A 15,734-nucleotide genomic window follows, 5' to 3' on the forward strand; every position below is an offset into this window, starting at 1 on the left:
CCGCCGCACCGGGGGCCGGGGCCGCGCGGGCGCCGCCGGGGGGATGAAAGGGGCGGGGGGGGTCGCTATGGTCACCCCCCCCCCCCCCCCCCCTCCTCTGATCCGCTGAGGTCACAGGACCTTGGACAGGAACGACTTCGTCCGGTCGTGCTGCGGGTTCGTCAGGACGTCGCGCGGGTGGCCGGCCTCGACCACCACACCGTCGTCCATGAAGACCAGCGAGTCGCCGACCTCACGGGCGAAGCCCATCTCGTGCGTGACGACGATCATTGTCATGCCGTCCTCGGCCAGGTCCCGCATCACGTCGAGGACCTCACCGACCAGCTCCGGGTCGAGCGCCGAGGTCGGCTCGTCGAAGAGCATCAGCTTCGGCTGCATCGCCAGCGCCCGGGCGATGGCGACGCGCTGCTGCTGGCCGCCGGAGAGCTGCGCGGGGTAGTGACCCTTGCGCGGGCCGAGGCCGACCCGGTCCAGCAGACGCTCGGCGCGTTCCCGGGCGACCGCCTTGGCCTCGCCCTTGACCTGGACCGGCGCCTCCATGACGTTCTCCAGAGCCGTCATGTGCGGGAAGAGGTTGAAGCGCTGGAACACCATGCCGATGTCCCGCCGCTGCGCCGCGACCTCCCGCTCCTTCAGCTCATGGAGCTTGTCGCCCTTCTGCCGGTAGCCGACCAGGTCGCCGTCGACGTACAGCCGGCCGGCGCTGATCTTCTCCAGGTGGTTGATGCACCGCAGGAAGGTGGACTTGCCGGAGCCGGACGGGCCGATCAGGCAGAACACCTCGCGCGGGTTCACCTCCAGGTCGATGCCCTTGAGGATGTGCGCGAGCCCGAAGGACTTGTGCACGCCCTCGGCCTTGACCATCGGCGCGCCGCTGCTCGGCGGTGTGATGTCCTTGCTGAGACTGGTCATCGGGCCACCTCCGGGCGCCGGAACGAACCGAACAGACGGAGGTTCTTCTTCAGACGCTGGAACGGCGTCGGCGGGAGGCTGCGCGTCGAGCCGCGGGCGTAACGGCGCTCCAGGTAGTACTGGCCGATGCTGAAGACCGTGGTCAGGATGAGGTACCAGATCGAGGCCACGAAGTACATCTCCACGACCGCCAGCGAGGTACTGGAGATGTCCGTCCCCGCCTTGAGGAGTTCGGGGAACTGTACCGAGTAGGCCAGCGAGGACGTCTTCAGCATGTTGATGAACTCGTTGCCGGTCGGCGGCACGATCACTCGCATCGCCTGCGGCAGGATCACGCGTCGCAGCGTCTTGCCCTGGGTCATGCCCAGCGCGTGCGAGGCCTCCGTCTGCCCCTCGTCCACCGACTGGATGCCGGCCCGGACGATCTCCGACATGTACGCGGCCTCGTTGAGGCCGAGACCCAGGAGCGCCGCCAGGAACGGGGTCATCACCTGGTTCATCTCGTCCTTGTAGAACCCCAGGTTGAGGATGGGGAACACGAGCGAGATGTTGTACCAGAGCAGCAGCTGCACCAGCACCGGGGTGCCGCGGAAGAGCCAGATGTACAGCCACGCCACGGTGCTGGTGACGGGGTTCGAGGACATCCGCATCACCGCGAGGATGATGCCGAGGACGAGGCCCAGGACCATCGCCAGCACCGAGATGTACAGCGTGTGCCACACGCCGGACAGGATGGTGCCGTCCGTGAGGTAGTCCGGGATGATGCCGTAGTTGATGTTCGCGTTGGAGAACGCGACACCGATCAGCGCCAGGATGGCGACGACGGCGGCACCGGCCACCCAGCGGCCGTAGTGGCGCACGGGGATGGCCTTGATCTGCTCCGGTGGCACCGACGCCGCCGGAGTCTTGTCGACCGTGTCAGTCACAGTGACAGCCCTTCAGTGTTGCCGCGGCTGTTCAGGAGCCACCGTTGATCTTCGCCTCGGTGACCGCGCCCTGCGTGACGTTCCACTTCTCGAGGATCTTCTGGTACTCGCCGCTCTTGATGATGGCGTTCATGGCGGCCTGGATGGCGTCGCGCAGCTGGGTGCTGTCCTTGCTCACCGCGATGCCGTACGGACCGGCCTCGATCTGCTCGCCGACGACCTCGAAGTCCTTGCCGCCGCCGGAGGTCTTGGCGTTGTAGGCCGCCACGGGGAAGTCGTTCAGGTCGGCGACGGACGCGCCCTGCTTCAGACGCAGCAGCGCCTCGGGGTCGGTGTCGAAGGTCTGCAGCGTGATGGCCTTCTTGCCGTCCTTCTTGCACTTCGTGTTCTGCGCCTTGGCGATGCCCTCGGACGTGGTGCCGCGCTGCAGGGCCACGACCTTGCCGCACAGGTCGTCCAGGGTCTTGATGCCCTTCGGGTTGCCCTTCTGGACCAGGATCGAGGTGCCGGCGGTGAAGTAGTCGACGAAGTCGACGCCGTTGCCGACCTTCTTGCCGGAGTCCGAGTCGATGCCGTTCTGGCGGTCCTTCGTGTCGTTCATCGCCGACATGATCGCGTTGGACCGGCCGCTCTGCAGACCCACGATGAGCTGGTCGAACTTGCCGTTCTGGAACTCGAACTTCACGCCGAGCTGCTTGCCGAGGGCGTCCGCGATGTCCGGGTCGATGCCGACGGACTTGCCGTTCTGCACGTACTCGACCGGCGGGTAGGCGATGTCGGAGCCCACCTTGATGACGCCCGCCTTCTTGATGTCCGCGGGGAGCTTGTCGGCGAGCGGCGCCGAGGCCGTCGAGCTGGAACCGTTGTCGCTGCCCTTGTCCGTCTGGTCACCGCAGCCGGTGAGAATCAGGGCGCCAGCGACCGCGATGGCACCGACCGCTGCAGTCCGGGTGCGGGCGGTCGTGCGACGGGTGGAGCTTGCGGTCATGGTGGTTCCTCCGGCGAAAGGGGTGGAGATGCCGTTAGGTCGACGAGAACACACACCTTCGGGTGTCGCGACCTCGTGGGTTTACGGCATCTTGCCATTCGGTCTGCGCCATTCAGGGGGGTGACTATGTCAAAATCGGATAACGGGTGACCCCCGAACCGCGTCAGGTCCCGTGAGGACAGGACATCAGGGCCGCAGATCTGCGGAAATCCATCACTCAGGCCGGAAAATCTTCGGGCCGTCTCACGATGTGGTCCATGGTTGCGCGGTGTACGGCCGGGTCCGAGTTACCGGCGAGTCACATTCGAGCCGCGCTTGTGTCAGCCGCGTGTCATCCACGTGTGGCCTTCTGGGATCCGAGATGTGACCTTGCACCTAATGGACTCGTCGTGAGCGCCGTCCGTCCGGTAAGAAGGTTCTTTACACCCCTCATCCGGGGCTCAGGGCGCGTGTGCGGCGCGCCCGTCGCGTATGTGCTCGTACGTATCAGCAATCGAGCCTTGCGCGGTGCCCGCCCACCCCTCACCAGGAGTGGTCGACCCTCAAACCATGCATACCTAAGGGGTAAAACAAAGTGGCAGCGGAGATCGTCAATCCTCGCAGCGACAGCAGTACGGATCAGGACGGGGCCGAGCCCCTCGATTCCTTCGATCCGGCGTTCGCGCTGCACCGTGGCGGCAAGATGGCCGTGCAGGCCACGGTGCCGGTCCGTGACAAGGACGACCTTTCCCTCGCGTACACGCCCGGCGTCGCGCGCGTGTGCACCGCGATTGCGGAGCAGCCGGACCTGGTCAACGACTACACATGGAAGTCCTCCGTGGTCGCCGTCGTGACCGACGGCACGGCCGTGCTCGGACTCGGGGACATCGGTCCCCAGGCATCCCTCCCCGTGATGGAGGGCAAGGCGATCCTGTTCAAGCAGTTCGGCGGCGTCGACGCGGTGCCGATCGCGCTCGACTGCACGGACGTCGACGACATCGTCGAGACCGTGGTCCGGCTCGCTCCCTCCTTCGGCGGAGTGAACCTGGAGGACATTTCGGCGCCCCGGTGCTTCGAGATCGAGCGCCGGCTGCAGGAACGCCTCGACATCCCGGTCTTCCACGACGACCAGCACGGTACGGCCGTCGTGACGCTCGCGGCCCTGCGGAACGCGGCGCGGCTGAGCGGGCGCGAGATCGGGCAGCTGCGGGCCGTCATCTCGGGCGCCGGCGCGGCCGGTGTCGCGATCGCCAAGATGCTGGTCGAGGCCGGCATCGGCGACGTGGCGGTGGCGGACCGCAAGGGCGTCGTGTCGGGCGACCGGGAGGACCTGACACCGGTCAAGCGGGAGCTGGCCGGTTTCACCAACAAGGCCGGCATCACCGGCTCGCTGGAGGACGCCCTCGCGGGCGCCGACGTCTTCATCGGCGTCTCCGGCGGTACGGTCGCCGAGGAGGCCGTGGCCTCCATGGCGAAGGGCGCCTTCGTGTTCGCGATGGCCAACCCGAACCCGGAGGTGCACCCGGAGGTGGCGCACAAGTACGCGGCGGTCGTCGCGACCGGGCGCTCGGACTTCCCGAACCAGATTAACAACGTGCTGGCCTTCCCCGGGATCTTCGCGGGCGCGCTGCAGGTGCGGGCCACGCGGATCACGGAGGGTATGAAGATCGCCGCCGCCGAGGCTCTGGCCGCGGTGGTCGGTGACGATCTCGCCGCCGATTATGTGATCCCGTCGCCGTTCGACGAGCGGGTCGCTCCGGCCGTGACCGCGGCTGTGGCCGCTGCCGCTCGTGCCGAGGGCGTCGCTCGTCGCTGACGTTGCGTCGATTGGCCCCGCCCGTTCGGGCGGGGCCGTTTTCTTTGCCCGCTCGCCCGCCCGTTCGGGTGACCTGGAGGGCGCCCCTGCGGGTCTGCCTCGTCGCGCTGCGCTGTACGGGTGCCGTCACGCAAGAGGGCATGTGTCACAGCGCCGCGCGGTTCCGCCGGCCGCACAGCGCACCTATCGTCGAGCCCATGTTCGCTGTCTACGCCGCCCGAATCGACCGCGACCAGCCGCTCTCCGGCCTTGAGTTGGGGGACCGTCCGGCCCCCGAGGCCCGCCCCGGCTGGAGCACGGTCACTGTGCGGGCCGCCTCCCTCAACCATCACGACCTCTGGTCCCTGCGGGGCGTCGGCCTTCCGGAGGAGCGGCTGCCGATGATCCTCGGCTGCGACGCCGCCGGGATCGACGAGGACGGCAACGAGGTCGTCCTGCACTCCGTCATCGGCCAGACCGGCCATGGCGTCGGCCCCGGGGAGCCGCGCTCCATCCTCACCGAGCGCTACCAGGGCACCTTCGCCGAGCAGGTCGCCGTGCCGTCCTGGAACGTCCTGCCCAAGCCGAAGGAACTGTCCTTCGCGGAGGCCGCCTGTCTGCCGACGGCCTGGCTGACGGCGTACCGGATGCTGTTCACCAACGCCGGGGTGCGGCCCGGTGACTCGGTCCTCGTGCAGGGCGCGGGCGGCGGGGTCGCCACGGCCGCGATCGTGCTGGGCAAGGCGGCCGGCCTGCGGGTCTTCGCCACCAGCCGGGACGAGGCGAAGCGGAAGCGGGCCCTGGAGCTCGGGGCCGTCGAGGCGGTGGAGTCAGGGGCCCGGCTGCCGCAGCGGGTGGACGCCGTCATCGAGACCGTGGGCGCGGCCACCTGGTCCCACTCGGTGAAGTCCCTGCGGCCCGGCGGCACGATCGTCATCTCCGGTGCCACCAGCGGCGACCGTCCCTCGCACGCCGAGCTGACCCGGATCTTCTTCCTGGAGCTGAAGGTCGTCGGCTCCACCATGGGCACCAAGGACGAGCTGGAGGACCTGCTCTCCTTCTGCGCCGCGACCGGCGTACGGCCCGTCATCGACGAGGTGCTGCCCCTGGACCGGGCCCGCGAGGGCTTCGAACGGCTGGAATCCGGCGACCAGTTCGGGAAGATCGTCCTGACCAACGGCTGATCCGCCGTCGAGGGAGCCGTGTGGTGCCGCTGACAGCCGGATGAGACGCGGCTGAGGGCCGGCCGGTCCGGCAGTGTGTCCCGGGAGTCCGGGGCGCACTGCCCGGGCCGGCCGGCCCTCGGTGTTCAGACCTTCGGGCCGCGCAGTATCGCCCCGATGTGGGCCGCCGCCGCCGACAGGTGGCGGCGGGCGTCACGGAGCTGGTCGGCGGTGACGCCGTGGTCGCGGGCCGCGTCGCGGATGTCGTCGCGGAAGCGGTCGAGGAGGCGGTCGAGGTCGCGGGTGGGATCACCGGTGGCGTCCTCGTGGGCCCAGGACGGCTCGTACTCGGCCGGGAAGTCCTCCGGGGCGGCGGAGTAGTCCGGTCCCGGCGCGGGGGCGGACTTGCGACGGCCCGTGCCCGGCTCCTCGGTGGTGCGGCCGAAGCCCCAGTCCTTGCCGACCTCCTTCCCGTAGCCCTTCCCGAACTCGCCGAACTCCTTGGCGAGTTCGGTCAGGCCCTCCCGTACGCCCGTCGGCCAGTCGCCGCGGGTGAAGTGGTCCTGCACGCTCTCCTGGACCCGGCGGGCGATGCGCTGCATCTCCTCCTGGGCCTGGGCCCGCGCCCGGGCCTGGGCCTCCTGGGCCTGGTGGCGGGCCCGCTGGGCCTCCTCACGGGCCCGGCGGCTCTCGTCCTTGGCGCGGCGGGCCTGCTCCTTCCACTCCTGCTTGACCCGGCGCATCTCCTCCTTGGCGGCCCGCCAGGCCTCCCTGTCGCCGAGATCGCCGAACTCCCCGAAGGGACCCGCCTCGCCGCCACCCGCCTTGGTGCCGCGGCGGGCCTCGGAGGCGGCCGCGCGCATCTCGCGCCGCAGATCGCCCGCCGCGCCGCGCACGTCGGCCCTTATCTCGGCGGCGAGTTCCGCGACGGACTCGCGGATCTCCAGCTCCAGGTCGGCCAGTTCCCCACTGCGGTCGGCCAGTTCCGCGCGGCCGGCGTCCGTGATGGCGTACACCTTGCGGCCGCCCTCCGTGGTGTGCGTGACCAGACCCTCGGCCTCCAGCTTGGCCAGCCGGGGGTAGACCGTGCCCGCCGAGGGGGCGTACAGGCCCTGGAAGCGTTCTTCGAGGAGCCTGATCACCTCGTAGCCGTGGCGCGGGGCCTCGTCGAGCAGTTTGAGCAGGTAGAGGCGGAGGCGGCCGTGGGCGAAGACGGGGGGCATGTCAGAGCACCTTCTTGTCGGTCGTGCCGTCGGCCGGGGCGCTGGAGGCGTCGGAGCCCTGGCCGGAGACGGAATTCTCCCCCGCGGCGCTCTCGGCTGCGGACGTCGGGTCGGATGCGGGTCCGGTGGGGCGCTCGGCCTCCCGCGGGGTGTTGTGCTCGTCCTCTCCCGGGGGGCGGCGCAGCAGGGCGATCGAGCCGGAGACCGTGGTGGCCCTGAGCTTGCCGGTGCCCGCGCCGAGGCGGCCGGTGATCTTGTGGGCGCCCCACTGGCCGTGCACCCGCAGGCCGTCGAAGGCGTTGGAGATCGTGCCGCTCGCCGTGTTCGCCTCCACTTCCGCGTCCGCCGGGTGCGGCAGGCGGATGGCGATCTCGCCGGAGACGCTGGTCAGCCGGATGTCGGTGGGGCCGTCCGGGTCCAGGTCGATGATCATGGAGCCGCTGACCGAGTCGGCGCGGACGGAGGGGCCCGAGCCCTCGACCACGGTCAGGTCGCCCGAGACCGAATGGAAGCGCAGGTCGCCCGTGACGGCCTGGGCCTCCAGGTTCCCGGACACGGTGTCGGCGCGGACCGGGCCGGAGAGGCCCACGAGGGTCGTGTCGCCGGTGACGCCCTTGACCGCCGAGGGGCCGCTGATACCGGAGACGACCGCGCCGGCGCCGACCACGCCGACCTCCACGCGCGTGTCGGCGGGGACCGCGAGGGAGACCACGGCGCTGCGCCGCCAGCCCTTGCGGTCGAGCCACTTGAGGAAGCCTTTCCAGGGCAGGTCCTCGTACGCCACCGTCAGGGTGCCGTCCTGGTGCGTGACGATCAGGGGTGGGCCCTCGATGTCCGAGACTTCCAGGCGGGCGGAACCCTCCTCCGTGCCCACCACGTTCACCGTTCCGTTGACGATGCGTACGTGCAGGTCGCTCACGGGGGTGTCGAAGGTGAGCTTCTGGGGCTCGGCGACGGACCACTCGGACATGGGATGCCTCCTCGGGCGGGCACGGTCGCGCCGTGCGACACGCCATATCGCGTCTTCTGTCAAACACGATATATCGTGGTCACGGAAAGTCAAGGCACCTTTCGTGCGGGGAGTTCTGCGGACCCGCGGCGGACGGTGAACCGCGGTTCGGCGGCGGCGGTGGCCGCCCGCAGCCGCACCGGCACCGGACCCCGGCGCCGTTGCATAGGCTGTTCCTGAACCCACCCACCCACGGGACGCAGACGCAGGAGAGGCAGTCCATGTACTTCACCGACCGCGGTATCGAGGAGTTGGAGAAGCGGCGCGGCGAGGAAGAGGTCACCTTCGAGTGGCTTGCCGAGCAGCTGCGCACGTTCGTGGATCTCAACCCGGACTTCGAGGTGCCCGTCGAGCGGCTCGCGACCTGGCTCGCCCGGCTCGACGACGAGGACGACGAGTAACGTCGGCCACTCCCGTCACGGCAGGGGCGATCATCGGCCGTATCGTTCGCCGACCCTCCCTCTCCGCTTCCTCCGGAGTTAGCCTTCTCCTCCCATTCGGTGAACGGGGGCGTCATGGGTGGAGGAGTCGAACGCATCCGGCTCGACGACGGAACCGTCGTCTGGGCCAGGATCGGCGCGGCCGACGAGGAGGCGCTGGACGAGGGCGGTTACTGGGACACGGGGCTCGGGGACCGGGTCATCGACATGGCGGGCGGACTCGCCGGCACGGTCGGTGGCGTCGTGCGCTCCCTGCGCGCCGGTCTGGACACACCCGCTCCGGTCGAGGTGTCCGTCACCTTCGGAATCGAACTGACGGCGCAGTCCGGCAAGATCGTGAGCGCCATCGCGGAGGGCGGCGGCAAGTCCTCCCTGACGGTGTCCCTGACCTGGACCGAACCGGCCGCCACGGCGGACGGCGCGGACCCCCCGACGCCGGGCGGCGCCACGGTACCGCCCCAGTCCCCGGCCCCCGGCGCCGCATGAGCGCCTTCGACGAGTTGGTGCGCCCCTCCCTCGCGCGCATCGGCGCACCGGGTGACGGGTATGCAACGGACCGTGACCTGTACTGGGGTTCGGGGTTCTTCGTGGCCCCGGGCTGGCTGGTGACCTGCGCCCATGTCGTGGGGAAGGGGGGAGCCGCGGTGTGCCGAGGGGAGAGCGCCATGCGCGTGACCTGGCAGGAGCGCACCGCCGCCGACGTCTGGGAGGAACGCACCGGCACCGGGACCGCCGTACTCCTCGCGCCGAGCCCCGGGGCAGCGGAGTCGTTCCGCGATGCGTGGCCGTTTCCCGACCTCGCGCTCGTCCGGGTCGCCGGCGCGGCCGACGTGCGCTGCCTGTGGCTGAGCGACCGGGAGCCGGGCGCCCGCGCCCCGGTCGGGCTGTACGGCTGGTCCGTGCAGACCGGCGAGCTGGGCATCCGGCACGGCACCGGCGAACTCACGGGCTCCGACGCCCGCGCGCTGCTGCTGGGCGGCAGCCTGCCGATCGGTGGACTGTCCGGCGGGCCCGTCCTCGATCTGCGGCACGGCTCCGTCATCGGCGTGATCAAGGGGCGCCGCCGGGAGGAGGGGGTCGCCGTCCCGGTCACCGCGCTGCACGAGCTGCGGGAGACACGCGACGGAGCGCGCGTCCTGCACGAGGTCCTGCGCGCTCACGACCTGCACCACCTCCGCCTGTACGACGACCCGTCGCCGTACGCGAACTGGACCACGCTCCAGGCGGGACTGCCCGCCCTCGCACCCCCCTGCTCCGGAATCACCGCCGACCTCCGCGCCCGGCTCTACGCCCACCTCGCCGAGCTGCCGCCGCCCGCCGGAGCGGGCGAGATCGTCCACCTCGTGGACGAGGTCAAGGAACAGGTGCGCGGCGAACGGCTGCGCTCGATGGTGCTGCAGAACGTGCGGACCTGGCGCGAGGGCGCCGGGCTGTTGTACGGGCTGCGCACGCTGGAACCGGGCGGCGGCGGCACTCTGGTCGATCTCGACGCCGTCCTGCTGTACGCGGCGAAGGCGGTCCGCAGGACCGTGCGGGACCGCCCCGGGGCGGTGGACCCGGCGCGGCTGAGCGCGTTCACCCACTGGCTGGGCGAGCAGGCCGACGGCCATGAGCACTGGGCGGTCGGCGAGGCCGTCCGGGGGCTGCTGGAGGGGGCCGACGCACCCGTGCGGGCCGACGCACCCGTGCAGGCAGGCGCCCGAGGGCCGGACGGCGTCCGCCCCTGCATCCCGCCGGCCCCGCCCGCCGTGCGCCCGCCCGCCACCCGCACCGACGTCCTCGTCAGGATCGGTGCGCCCATGTACGACGGGCGCTACCCGTGGAGCGTGCAGCTGATCTACGACGGCCTGGACATCACCCCGGTGGACGCAGACGACCGGGGGGTACGCGCCGAGGAGCTGGTCGCGGCGCTGCGCCGGCCGCTGACCCAGGCGCTCAGCCAGGGCGACCACGGAGAGCACCTGGCCGCGATCGAGGTGTTCCTGCCCCGCAAGCTGTTCGATCTGCCGGTGGACGAGTGGCAGTTGCTGCCCGACGGTCCCGCCCCGCCCGACGCCGTGACGGACGAAGGGCACGAAGGGTACGAAGGGTACGCAGGGGACGATGGCGACGGTGACGACGGCGATGACTTCGTGGACGAGCGGTCCATGCCGCTCGGGATGCGCCGGACCGTCGTCATCCGGGACATGCGGCGCAACGACCGGGCGCCCGCACCGGAGTGGCGCAGGCGCTGGCGGGGCGCGGTCCGCGGGCCGCTCGCGCACGAGCCGCTGCACGGCAGGGCGCCGGCCGACGGCCACCTCGCCGCGACCGCCGCCGCGGGCAGGTACCCGTACTACGGCGCCCTGTCGGTGATGGACGACACCTGTGTTCCGGTCTACTGCGGTCCCGTCGGCAGCGGGGAGGGGCAGGCGGCGATGAGGGACGCGCTGATGGCCGGCCACTCGGTGGTGCTCTGGCGCCGGGACCGGCACGACCACGACGAATGCAAGGACTTCCACCGGCAGGCCGCCCATGCGCTGGCCACCGCCCGGCACGCCGACGGCCTGCACGGACCGGTGCGTGACCTGCGCATCCGCCTGTACGACCCCGAATCGGCCCGGGCTCAAGGCCTGCGTGGGAAGCTCGCCGTGCTGTTCGACCCGCCGGACCGGCCGCCGTACGCCACCGAGACGATGCGCCCGCCGCCGCTGGCCGCCCCCGGCGGCTGACCCGTCCGGCGCGCCCGCCGGACATCCCGTCAACCCGCTTGACACGCAAGGCCGTTCGGCAGGGCCGGAAGTGAACGCCGGACACTCCGAACCTCGGCAGACACGGCCGCCTGACGGTAGCCTCGTACGTCGGACGGCCGGGCCCGCTGCATGATCACCAGAGCCGGGAGGAGCCCAAGGTGAACGACTGGCGGATCTACCGCGGAGTGGGTCAGCCGCACGACGGCATGCGGCGGTTGCCGGCGCCGCCGCCCTGGCGCGACTTCGCGGCCTCCCGGGAGGGCGCGGAGGCCGGCCCGGAGGACCCCAGCAGCGCCCGCCGGCTCGGCGTACGCCGCCGCCTGGTGGAGAACTACGCGCCACGGCCGGCCGAGGTGGACGCCGTCAATGCGGCCCTCTATCTGCGCCGGCCCCTGCTGGTGACCGGCAACCCGGGCACGGGCAAGTCGACCCTGGCGTACGCGATCGCCCATGAACTCGGCCTCGGCAAGGTGCTGCGCTGGCCCATCGTCAGCCGCACCACTCTCCAGGACGGCCTGTACCGGTACGACGCGATAGGCCGCCTCCAGGACGTCCAGCTGGAGCGCGCCGGCGGTACCGAGGGCGCGACGGCGGCCCCCGGCATCGGGTCGTACATCCGGCTCGGCCCGCTCGGCACCGCGCTGCTGGCCGCCGAGCAGCCCCGTGTGCTGCTCATCGACGAACTCGACAAGAGCGACCTCGACCTGCCCAACGACCTTCTCAACACCCTGGAGGAAGGCGAGTTCTCGATCCCGGAGCTGGAGCGGCTGGCCGACCGCGAACCCGTCGTCGAGGTGCTCACCCACGACGGCGACCGGGTCGCCGTCCGCGGCGGACGGATCTCCTGCACCGCATTCCCGGTGATCGTCCTGACCTCCAACGGCGAACGCGACTTCCCCGCCCCGCTGCTGCGGCGCTGCGTCCAGCTGGAACTGGACCCGCCCGGCGAGGAACAGCTCACCGCCATGGTCGAGGCGCACCTCGGCGCGGACGGTGTCGACGCCGGCGCCGATCTCATCCGCAGGTTCCTGGAGCGCGAACCCGGCGAGGTGCTCGCCGCCGACCAGCTCCTCAACGCCCTCTTCCTCACCCGGCACGACCCGCGCGCCCAGAGCCTCACCCGCGAACGGATCGCCGAGATGCTCATGCAGCCGCTCGACCGTACGAGGTGATGGGCGGATGCCCGGGATGCGCCTGGACGAGCTGATCGGCAAGCTGCGCCAGGGTGGGCTCGACCTCACCGCGGAGGACGTGGCGGACGCGGTCTGGCTGGCCGGGCGGCTCGGCGCGGCCGCGCCCCGCGACGCGCCCGCCCAGCCCGGCGCCGCCCCGGCCGGCCGGCTCGACGGCACCCCGGAGGCGTTACCCTCCGAACCCTCCGGTTCCGCCGGTTCCGCCGCATCCCAGGATTCCGACCCGCCCCGCTCCCGGACGGACGCGCCCGCCGCCCGCATCCCGCTGCTCACACCCGGCCTCACGGTGCGTTCGCAGGCCGATGCCGCCGCGCCCGCCGCCTTCCCCGTCCGCGCGCCCGCCGCCGGCGCCCTGCCGGGGTTGCTCGGCCTGGAGAAGGCGCTCCGCGCGCTCGGCCGCTACCGGGTCGCCTCCGTCCGCTCCGAGGACGAGCCGATCGACGAGGAGGCCACCGCCGACCGGGCCGCCGCCAGCGGCATCCTGCTTCCGGTCACCCGGCCCGGCCGCCGCCGGCGCTGCGACGTCCAACTGCTCATGGACACCGGGCCCGCCATGGCCGTGTGGGGTCAGCTGGTCGAGGAACTGCGCCAGGCCTGCCAGCAGTCCGGCGCGTTCGCCTCCGTCCGCGTCCACCACCTGTACGCCGACGGCTCCGGCGCCCCCCTCGTCGGGACGACCGCCGGTCCCGGCCGGCACACCCGGCTGCGCCCGGCCGACGAACTGCACGACCCCACCGGCCGCCGGCTGACCTTCGTCATCAGTGACTGCGTGGGCCCGCTGTGGCAGAACGGCAGCGCCCAGCGCCTGCTCCACCAGTGGCCGCGCACCGCCCCGCTGGCCGTGGTCCAGCCGCTGCCGCCCCGCCTGTGGGGCCGTACCGCGCTGCCCGCCGAGCCCGGTCTGCTGCTGCGCCCCGCCGAGGTGGGCGGACGCCTCGGCTTCCTGCCCGACGACGAGCCCTGGGAGGAACCGGCCCCGGGCGCCCGCCCGGTACCGGTCCTGCAGCCCACCCCGGAGGCCTTCGAGGCCTTCGCCCGGCTGCTCGGCGGGGTCGGCCCCACCAGCGAACGCGCGTGGGCGGCTCTCACCGACCCGGGCAGGGTCCCGGCGGCCGCCCCGGCCGCCCCGGCCGGTACGGCACCACGCGGCGACGACGACGCGCTGCGCGCGTTCCGCGCCGGAGCCTCACCCGGCGCCCTGCGCCTGGCCGTCTACCTCGCCGCGGCCCCGCTCACGCTGCCGGTGATGCAGCTCGTGCAGCGGGCGATGCTGCCCGACACGGGCCCCATGGAACTCGCCGAGGTCCTGCTCGGCGGCCTGCTCAGACAACTCCCCGGCACCGAGGACCAGCCCTGCTTCGCCTACTCGGGCCGGGTGCAGGACCTGCTGCTGTCCTCCCTCGACCAGGACACCGCCGGGCTCGTGCTCAAGCACTGCTCGGCCTATGTGGAACGGCACTTCGGCAAGGGCACCCGCAACTTCGCCGCCCTCGCCGCGGCCCGGCTCGCCGACCACGACCCGGCCGCCGGCGCAGGAGCCCTGCCCGGGGACACCGGCTCGCCGGAGGGCGGCGGCAGCGTCGAGGCCGAGCTGTTCGCCCGCATCCCGGCCCGCGTCCTGCGCTTCTACCTGCCGGACCTGGTCACCCCCGACCCGTTGACCGAGGCCGAGCGCCTGCTCGCCCAGTGGCACCATCTGGCCGACCCGGAGGTGCTGCGCCGCGCCCGGGAACAGGCCCTCGCGGCAGCCGGACCCGGCACCGGGACCGCCCCCGGCACCGACCTGCGGCCCCACCTGGTCCTCGGCCGCATCCTGCGCGCCGAGGCGGGCACGGCGGCCGCGCGTGCGGCGGGCAGCCGCGCCGAGCTGTTGCGCGAGGCCGCGACCGAACTCGCCGCGGCCCATGCGGCGGCCCCTGCCGACAGCCGCGAACGGGCTGCCGCCGCCCTGGAACTGGCCTCCTGCCGACGCGAGTTGTGGCAGCTGACGGCGGAGAGCGAGCACCTCACGGCCGCCCTGGAGGTCCTGGATCCCGGCCTGGCCCCCTGGCCCGGACTGACCGGGCAGGCACGCGAATGGGCCCGCGCACGGCGCTCGGACGACCCGGACGCGGCGGGGGAGACCGGGAGCGGATCCGAGCCGGACGGTCCGGGCGGCCCGGCGGAAGCCGCGGCCCCGACCTCCTCGGGACCCGGGCCGGCGGACGGCGCCACCGGGCGGGACGCCCCGCCCCGGGCCGTCACCGCCCACCGGTCCCGTCTCCTGCTGCGCGGCCGGATCCTGCTCGATCTGCGCCACCCCGGTGCCGCCGTCGGCGAACTGAGGGAAGCCTGCGGAATCCTGGACTCCGAGGGCGCCGCCGACGCCCTGCGCGGCCCCGCGCTGCTCGACCTGGCCCGGGCCCTGCGGGAATCCGGGGCCGAGGACGGCGAGACCCGGCGGGTGCTGCTGCGGGCCCGGCGGACTGCCGGGGACGACCCCGATCTGCTGCTGCCCTGCCTGGCCGCGCTGGCCGCCTTCCACGACGCGGCGGGCGAGGCCGGGGAGGCCGACGAGGCGTACGAGCGGGCCGCGCTGCTCGCGCCCGCCGAGGGCACCGCCCGCTGGCAACTCCTCGTCGCCTGGGGCGAGTCGCTGCTGCGGCGGGCCTCGGCAGGGGACGGCGCCGGGATCGTGGACCGGGCCGAGTACGTGCTGCGCGAGGCGCTGAAGTCGCTGCCCGCCCGGTCCGCGCACCGCGGGCGGCTCCAGGGGCTGGTCGGCAGCGCGCTCGCCCAGCGGTTCCGCCATCTCGGCTTCCTGCCCGACCTGTTCGAGAGCCGGCACCTGCTCGGCCAGGCGGTGCGCGCCGCCGCCGACGCGGCCGTACGGGCTGAGGTGTGGCTGCAGCTCGGGCGGGTGCGGCTGGAGGGCTGGCAGCACGCCGGTGTGCCGGTGCTGATGGACGCGCTGCAGGCGTACGAGAACGCCGAGCGGGAGGCGCGGGCCGCCCACGGCAGCGACCCGGGCTCGGTGACGGCCGCCCGCGCACGGCACGGCAGCGGGGCGGTCCTCGCGCTGATGGGACGGCCCGGAGCGGCCCGCAGCGCCTACCGGGCGGCCCGCGAGCAGTGGCAGCGGCTGGTGGGCGCGCTACGGGAGGTGGACTGGGCGGACGTGGCGCTGACCCGCCGGGCGGAGGAGGAGTTGCCCGCGGGCGAGGGCCGGGGGATGTCGGAGGAGAGGTGGCGCCAAGTGGCTCCGCCGTGGTGGCCTTGGACTCAGGAGTGGAACAACTCGGCCGAGCTTGACCGGAGTTGATCCCGGTCGGGTTTCTGCTTCCGGCCTGTCGGGAAGAACTGGGCAGCCGTCACGGCCGTGCGGGGCGGGCGTG

The 15,734-nt window shown here is 72.5% G+C and carries 12 protein-coding genes; 7 read left to right on the plus strand and 5 right to left on the minus strand.

The features are described from left to right. Positions 1-111 precede the first annotated feature (111 nt). The 3 genes from ACIRU3_RS37855 to ACIRU3_RS37865 are packed head-to-tail and all read right to left on the minus strand — an operon-like array spanning position 112 to position 2,826. On the minus strand, positions 112-912 hold the full coding sequence (locus ACIRU3_RS37855; RefSeq protein ID WP_404066596.1) for an amino acid ABC transporter ATP-binding protein: 801 nt from the start codon (positions 910-912) through the stop codon (positions 112-114). Continuing rightward, a complete protein-coding gene (locus ACIRU3_RS37860) occupies positions 909-1,838 on the minus strand; it encodes an amino acid ABC transporter permease (RefSeq protein ID WP_404066597.1) in 930 nt (309 codons plus the stop codon). Before ACIRU3_RS37860 ends, ACIRU3_RS37855 begins: the two co-directional genes overlap by 4 nt. 31 nt (positions 1,839-1,869) lie before the next feature. Beyond that, positions 1,870-2,826, minus strand: coding sequence for an ABC transporter substrate-binding protein (locus tag ACIRU3_RS37865; RefSeq protein ID WP_404066599.1), 957 nt, complete (start codon positions 2,824-2,826; stop codon positions 1,870-1,872). 574 nt (positions 2,827-3,400) lie between these two features. On the opposite strand from ACIRU3_RS37865, the gene ACIRU3_RS37870 reads away from it, so the two are divergent. Both ACIRU3_RS37870 and ACIRU3_RS37875 read left to right on the plus strand, forming a co-directional pair. After that, the gene (locus ACIRU3_RS37870; RefSeq protein ID WP_404066602.1) at positions 3,401-4,621 is read left to right on the plus strand and encodes an NADP-dependent malic enzyme; all 1,221 of its coding nucleotides are present in this window, start codon (positions 3,401-3,403) and stop codon (positions 4,619-4,621) included. Positions 4,622-4,818: 197 nt separating this feature from the next. Continuing rightward, the gene (locus ACIRU3_RS37875) at positions 4,819-5,784 is read left to right on the plus strand and encodes a zinc-binding dehydrogenase (RefSeq protein WP_404066605.1); all 966 of its coding nucleotides are present in this window, start codon (positions 4,819-4,821) and stop codon (positions 5,782-5,784) included. 125 nt (positions 5,785-5,909) lie between these two features. Here ACIRU3_RS37875 and ACIRU3_RS37880 read toward each other — a convergent pair whose 3' ends face one another. Both ACIRU3_RS37880 and ACIRU3_RS37885 read right to left on the minus strand, forming a co-directional pair. Next, the gene (locus ACIRU3_RS37880; RefSeq protein WP_404066607.1) at positions 5,910-6,986 is read right to left on the minus strand and encodes a helix-turn-helix transcriptional regulator; all 1,077 of its coding nucleotides are present in this window, start codon (positions 6,984-6,986) and stop codon (positions 5,910-5,912) included. A gap of 1 nt (position 6,987) precedes the next feature. Further along, on the minus strand, positions 6,988-7,956 hold the full coding sequence (locus ACIRU3_RS37885) for a DUF4097 family beta strand repeat-containing protein (protein ID WP_404066609.1): 969 nt from the start codon (positions 7,954-7,956) through the stop codon (positions 6,988-6,990). Positions 7,957-8,216: 260 nt separating this feature from the next. Here ACIRU3_RS37885 and ACIRU3_RS37890 point away from each other — a divergent pair, with 260 nt between their 5' ends. The 5 genes from ACIRU3_RS37890 to ACIRU3_RS37910 all read left to right on the plus strand — a co-directional run bounded on the left by ACIRU3_RS37890 (position 8,217) and on the right by ACIRU3_RS37910 (position 15,661). Next, positions 8,217-8,396 (plus strand): DUF6104 family protein, encoded by a 180-nt coding sequence (locus ACIRU3_RS37890; RefSeq protein WP_003992906.1) that lies wholly within the window; start codon positions 8,217-8,219, stop codon positions 8,394-8,396. Between the two features lie 114 nt (positions 8,397-8,510). Next, positions 8,511-8,921: a CU044_2847 family protein gene (locus tag ACIRU3_RS37895; protein WP_404066612.1), complete on the plus strand. Its 411-nt coding sequence runs from the start codon at positions 8,511-8,513 to the stop codon at positions 8,919-8,921. Next, positions 8,918-11,146: a trypsin-like peptidase domain-containing protein gene (locus ACIRU3_RS37900; protein WP_404066614.1), complete on the plus strand. Its 2,229-nt coding sequence runs from the start codon at positions 8,918-8,920 to the stop codon at positions 11,144-11,146. The genes ACIRU3_RS37895 and ACIRU3_RS37900 overlap by 4 nt, the downstream gene beginning before the upstream one ends. A 179-nt stretch (positions 11,147-11,325) precedes the next feature. Continuing rightward, positions 11,326-12,339 (plus strand): AAA family ATPase, encoded by a 1,014-nt coding sequence (locus ACIRU3_RS37905; RefSeq protein ID WP_404066616.1) that lies wholly within the window; start codon positions 11,326-11,328, stop codon positions 12,337-12,339. Between the two features lie 7 nt (positions 12,340-12,346). Further along, positions 12,347-15,661: an SAV_2336 N-terminal domain-related protein gene (locus ACIRU3_RS37910; protein ID WP_404066618.1), complete on the plus strand. Its 3,315-nt coding sequence runs from the start codon at positions 12,347-12,349 to the stop codon at positions 15,659-15,661. Positions 15,662-15,734 lie beyond the last annotated feature (73 nt).

This window comes from Streptomyces sp. NPDC101151 (assembly GCF_044768335.1).
Lineage (GTDB): Bacteria > Actinomycetota > Actinomycetes > Streptomycetales > Streptomycetaceae > Streptomyces.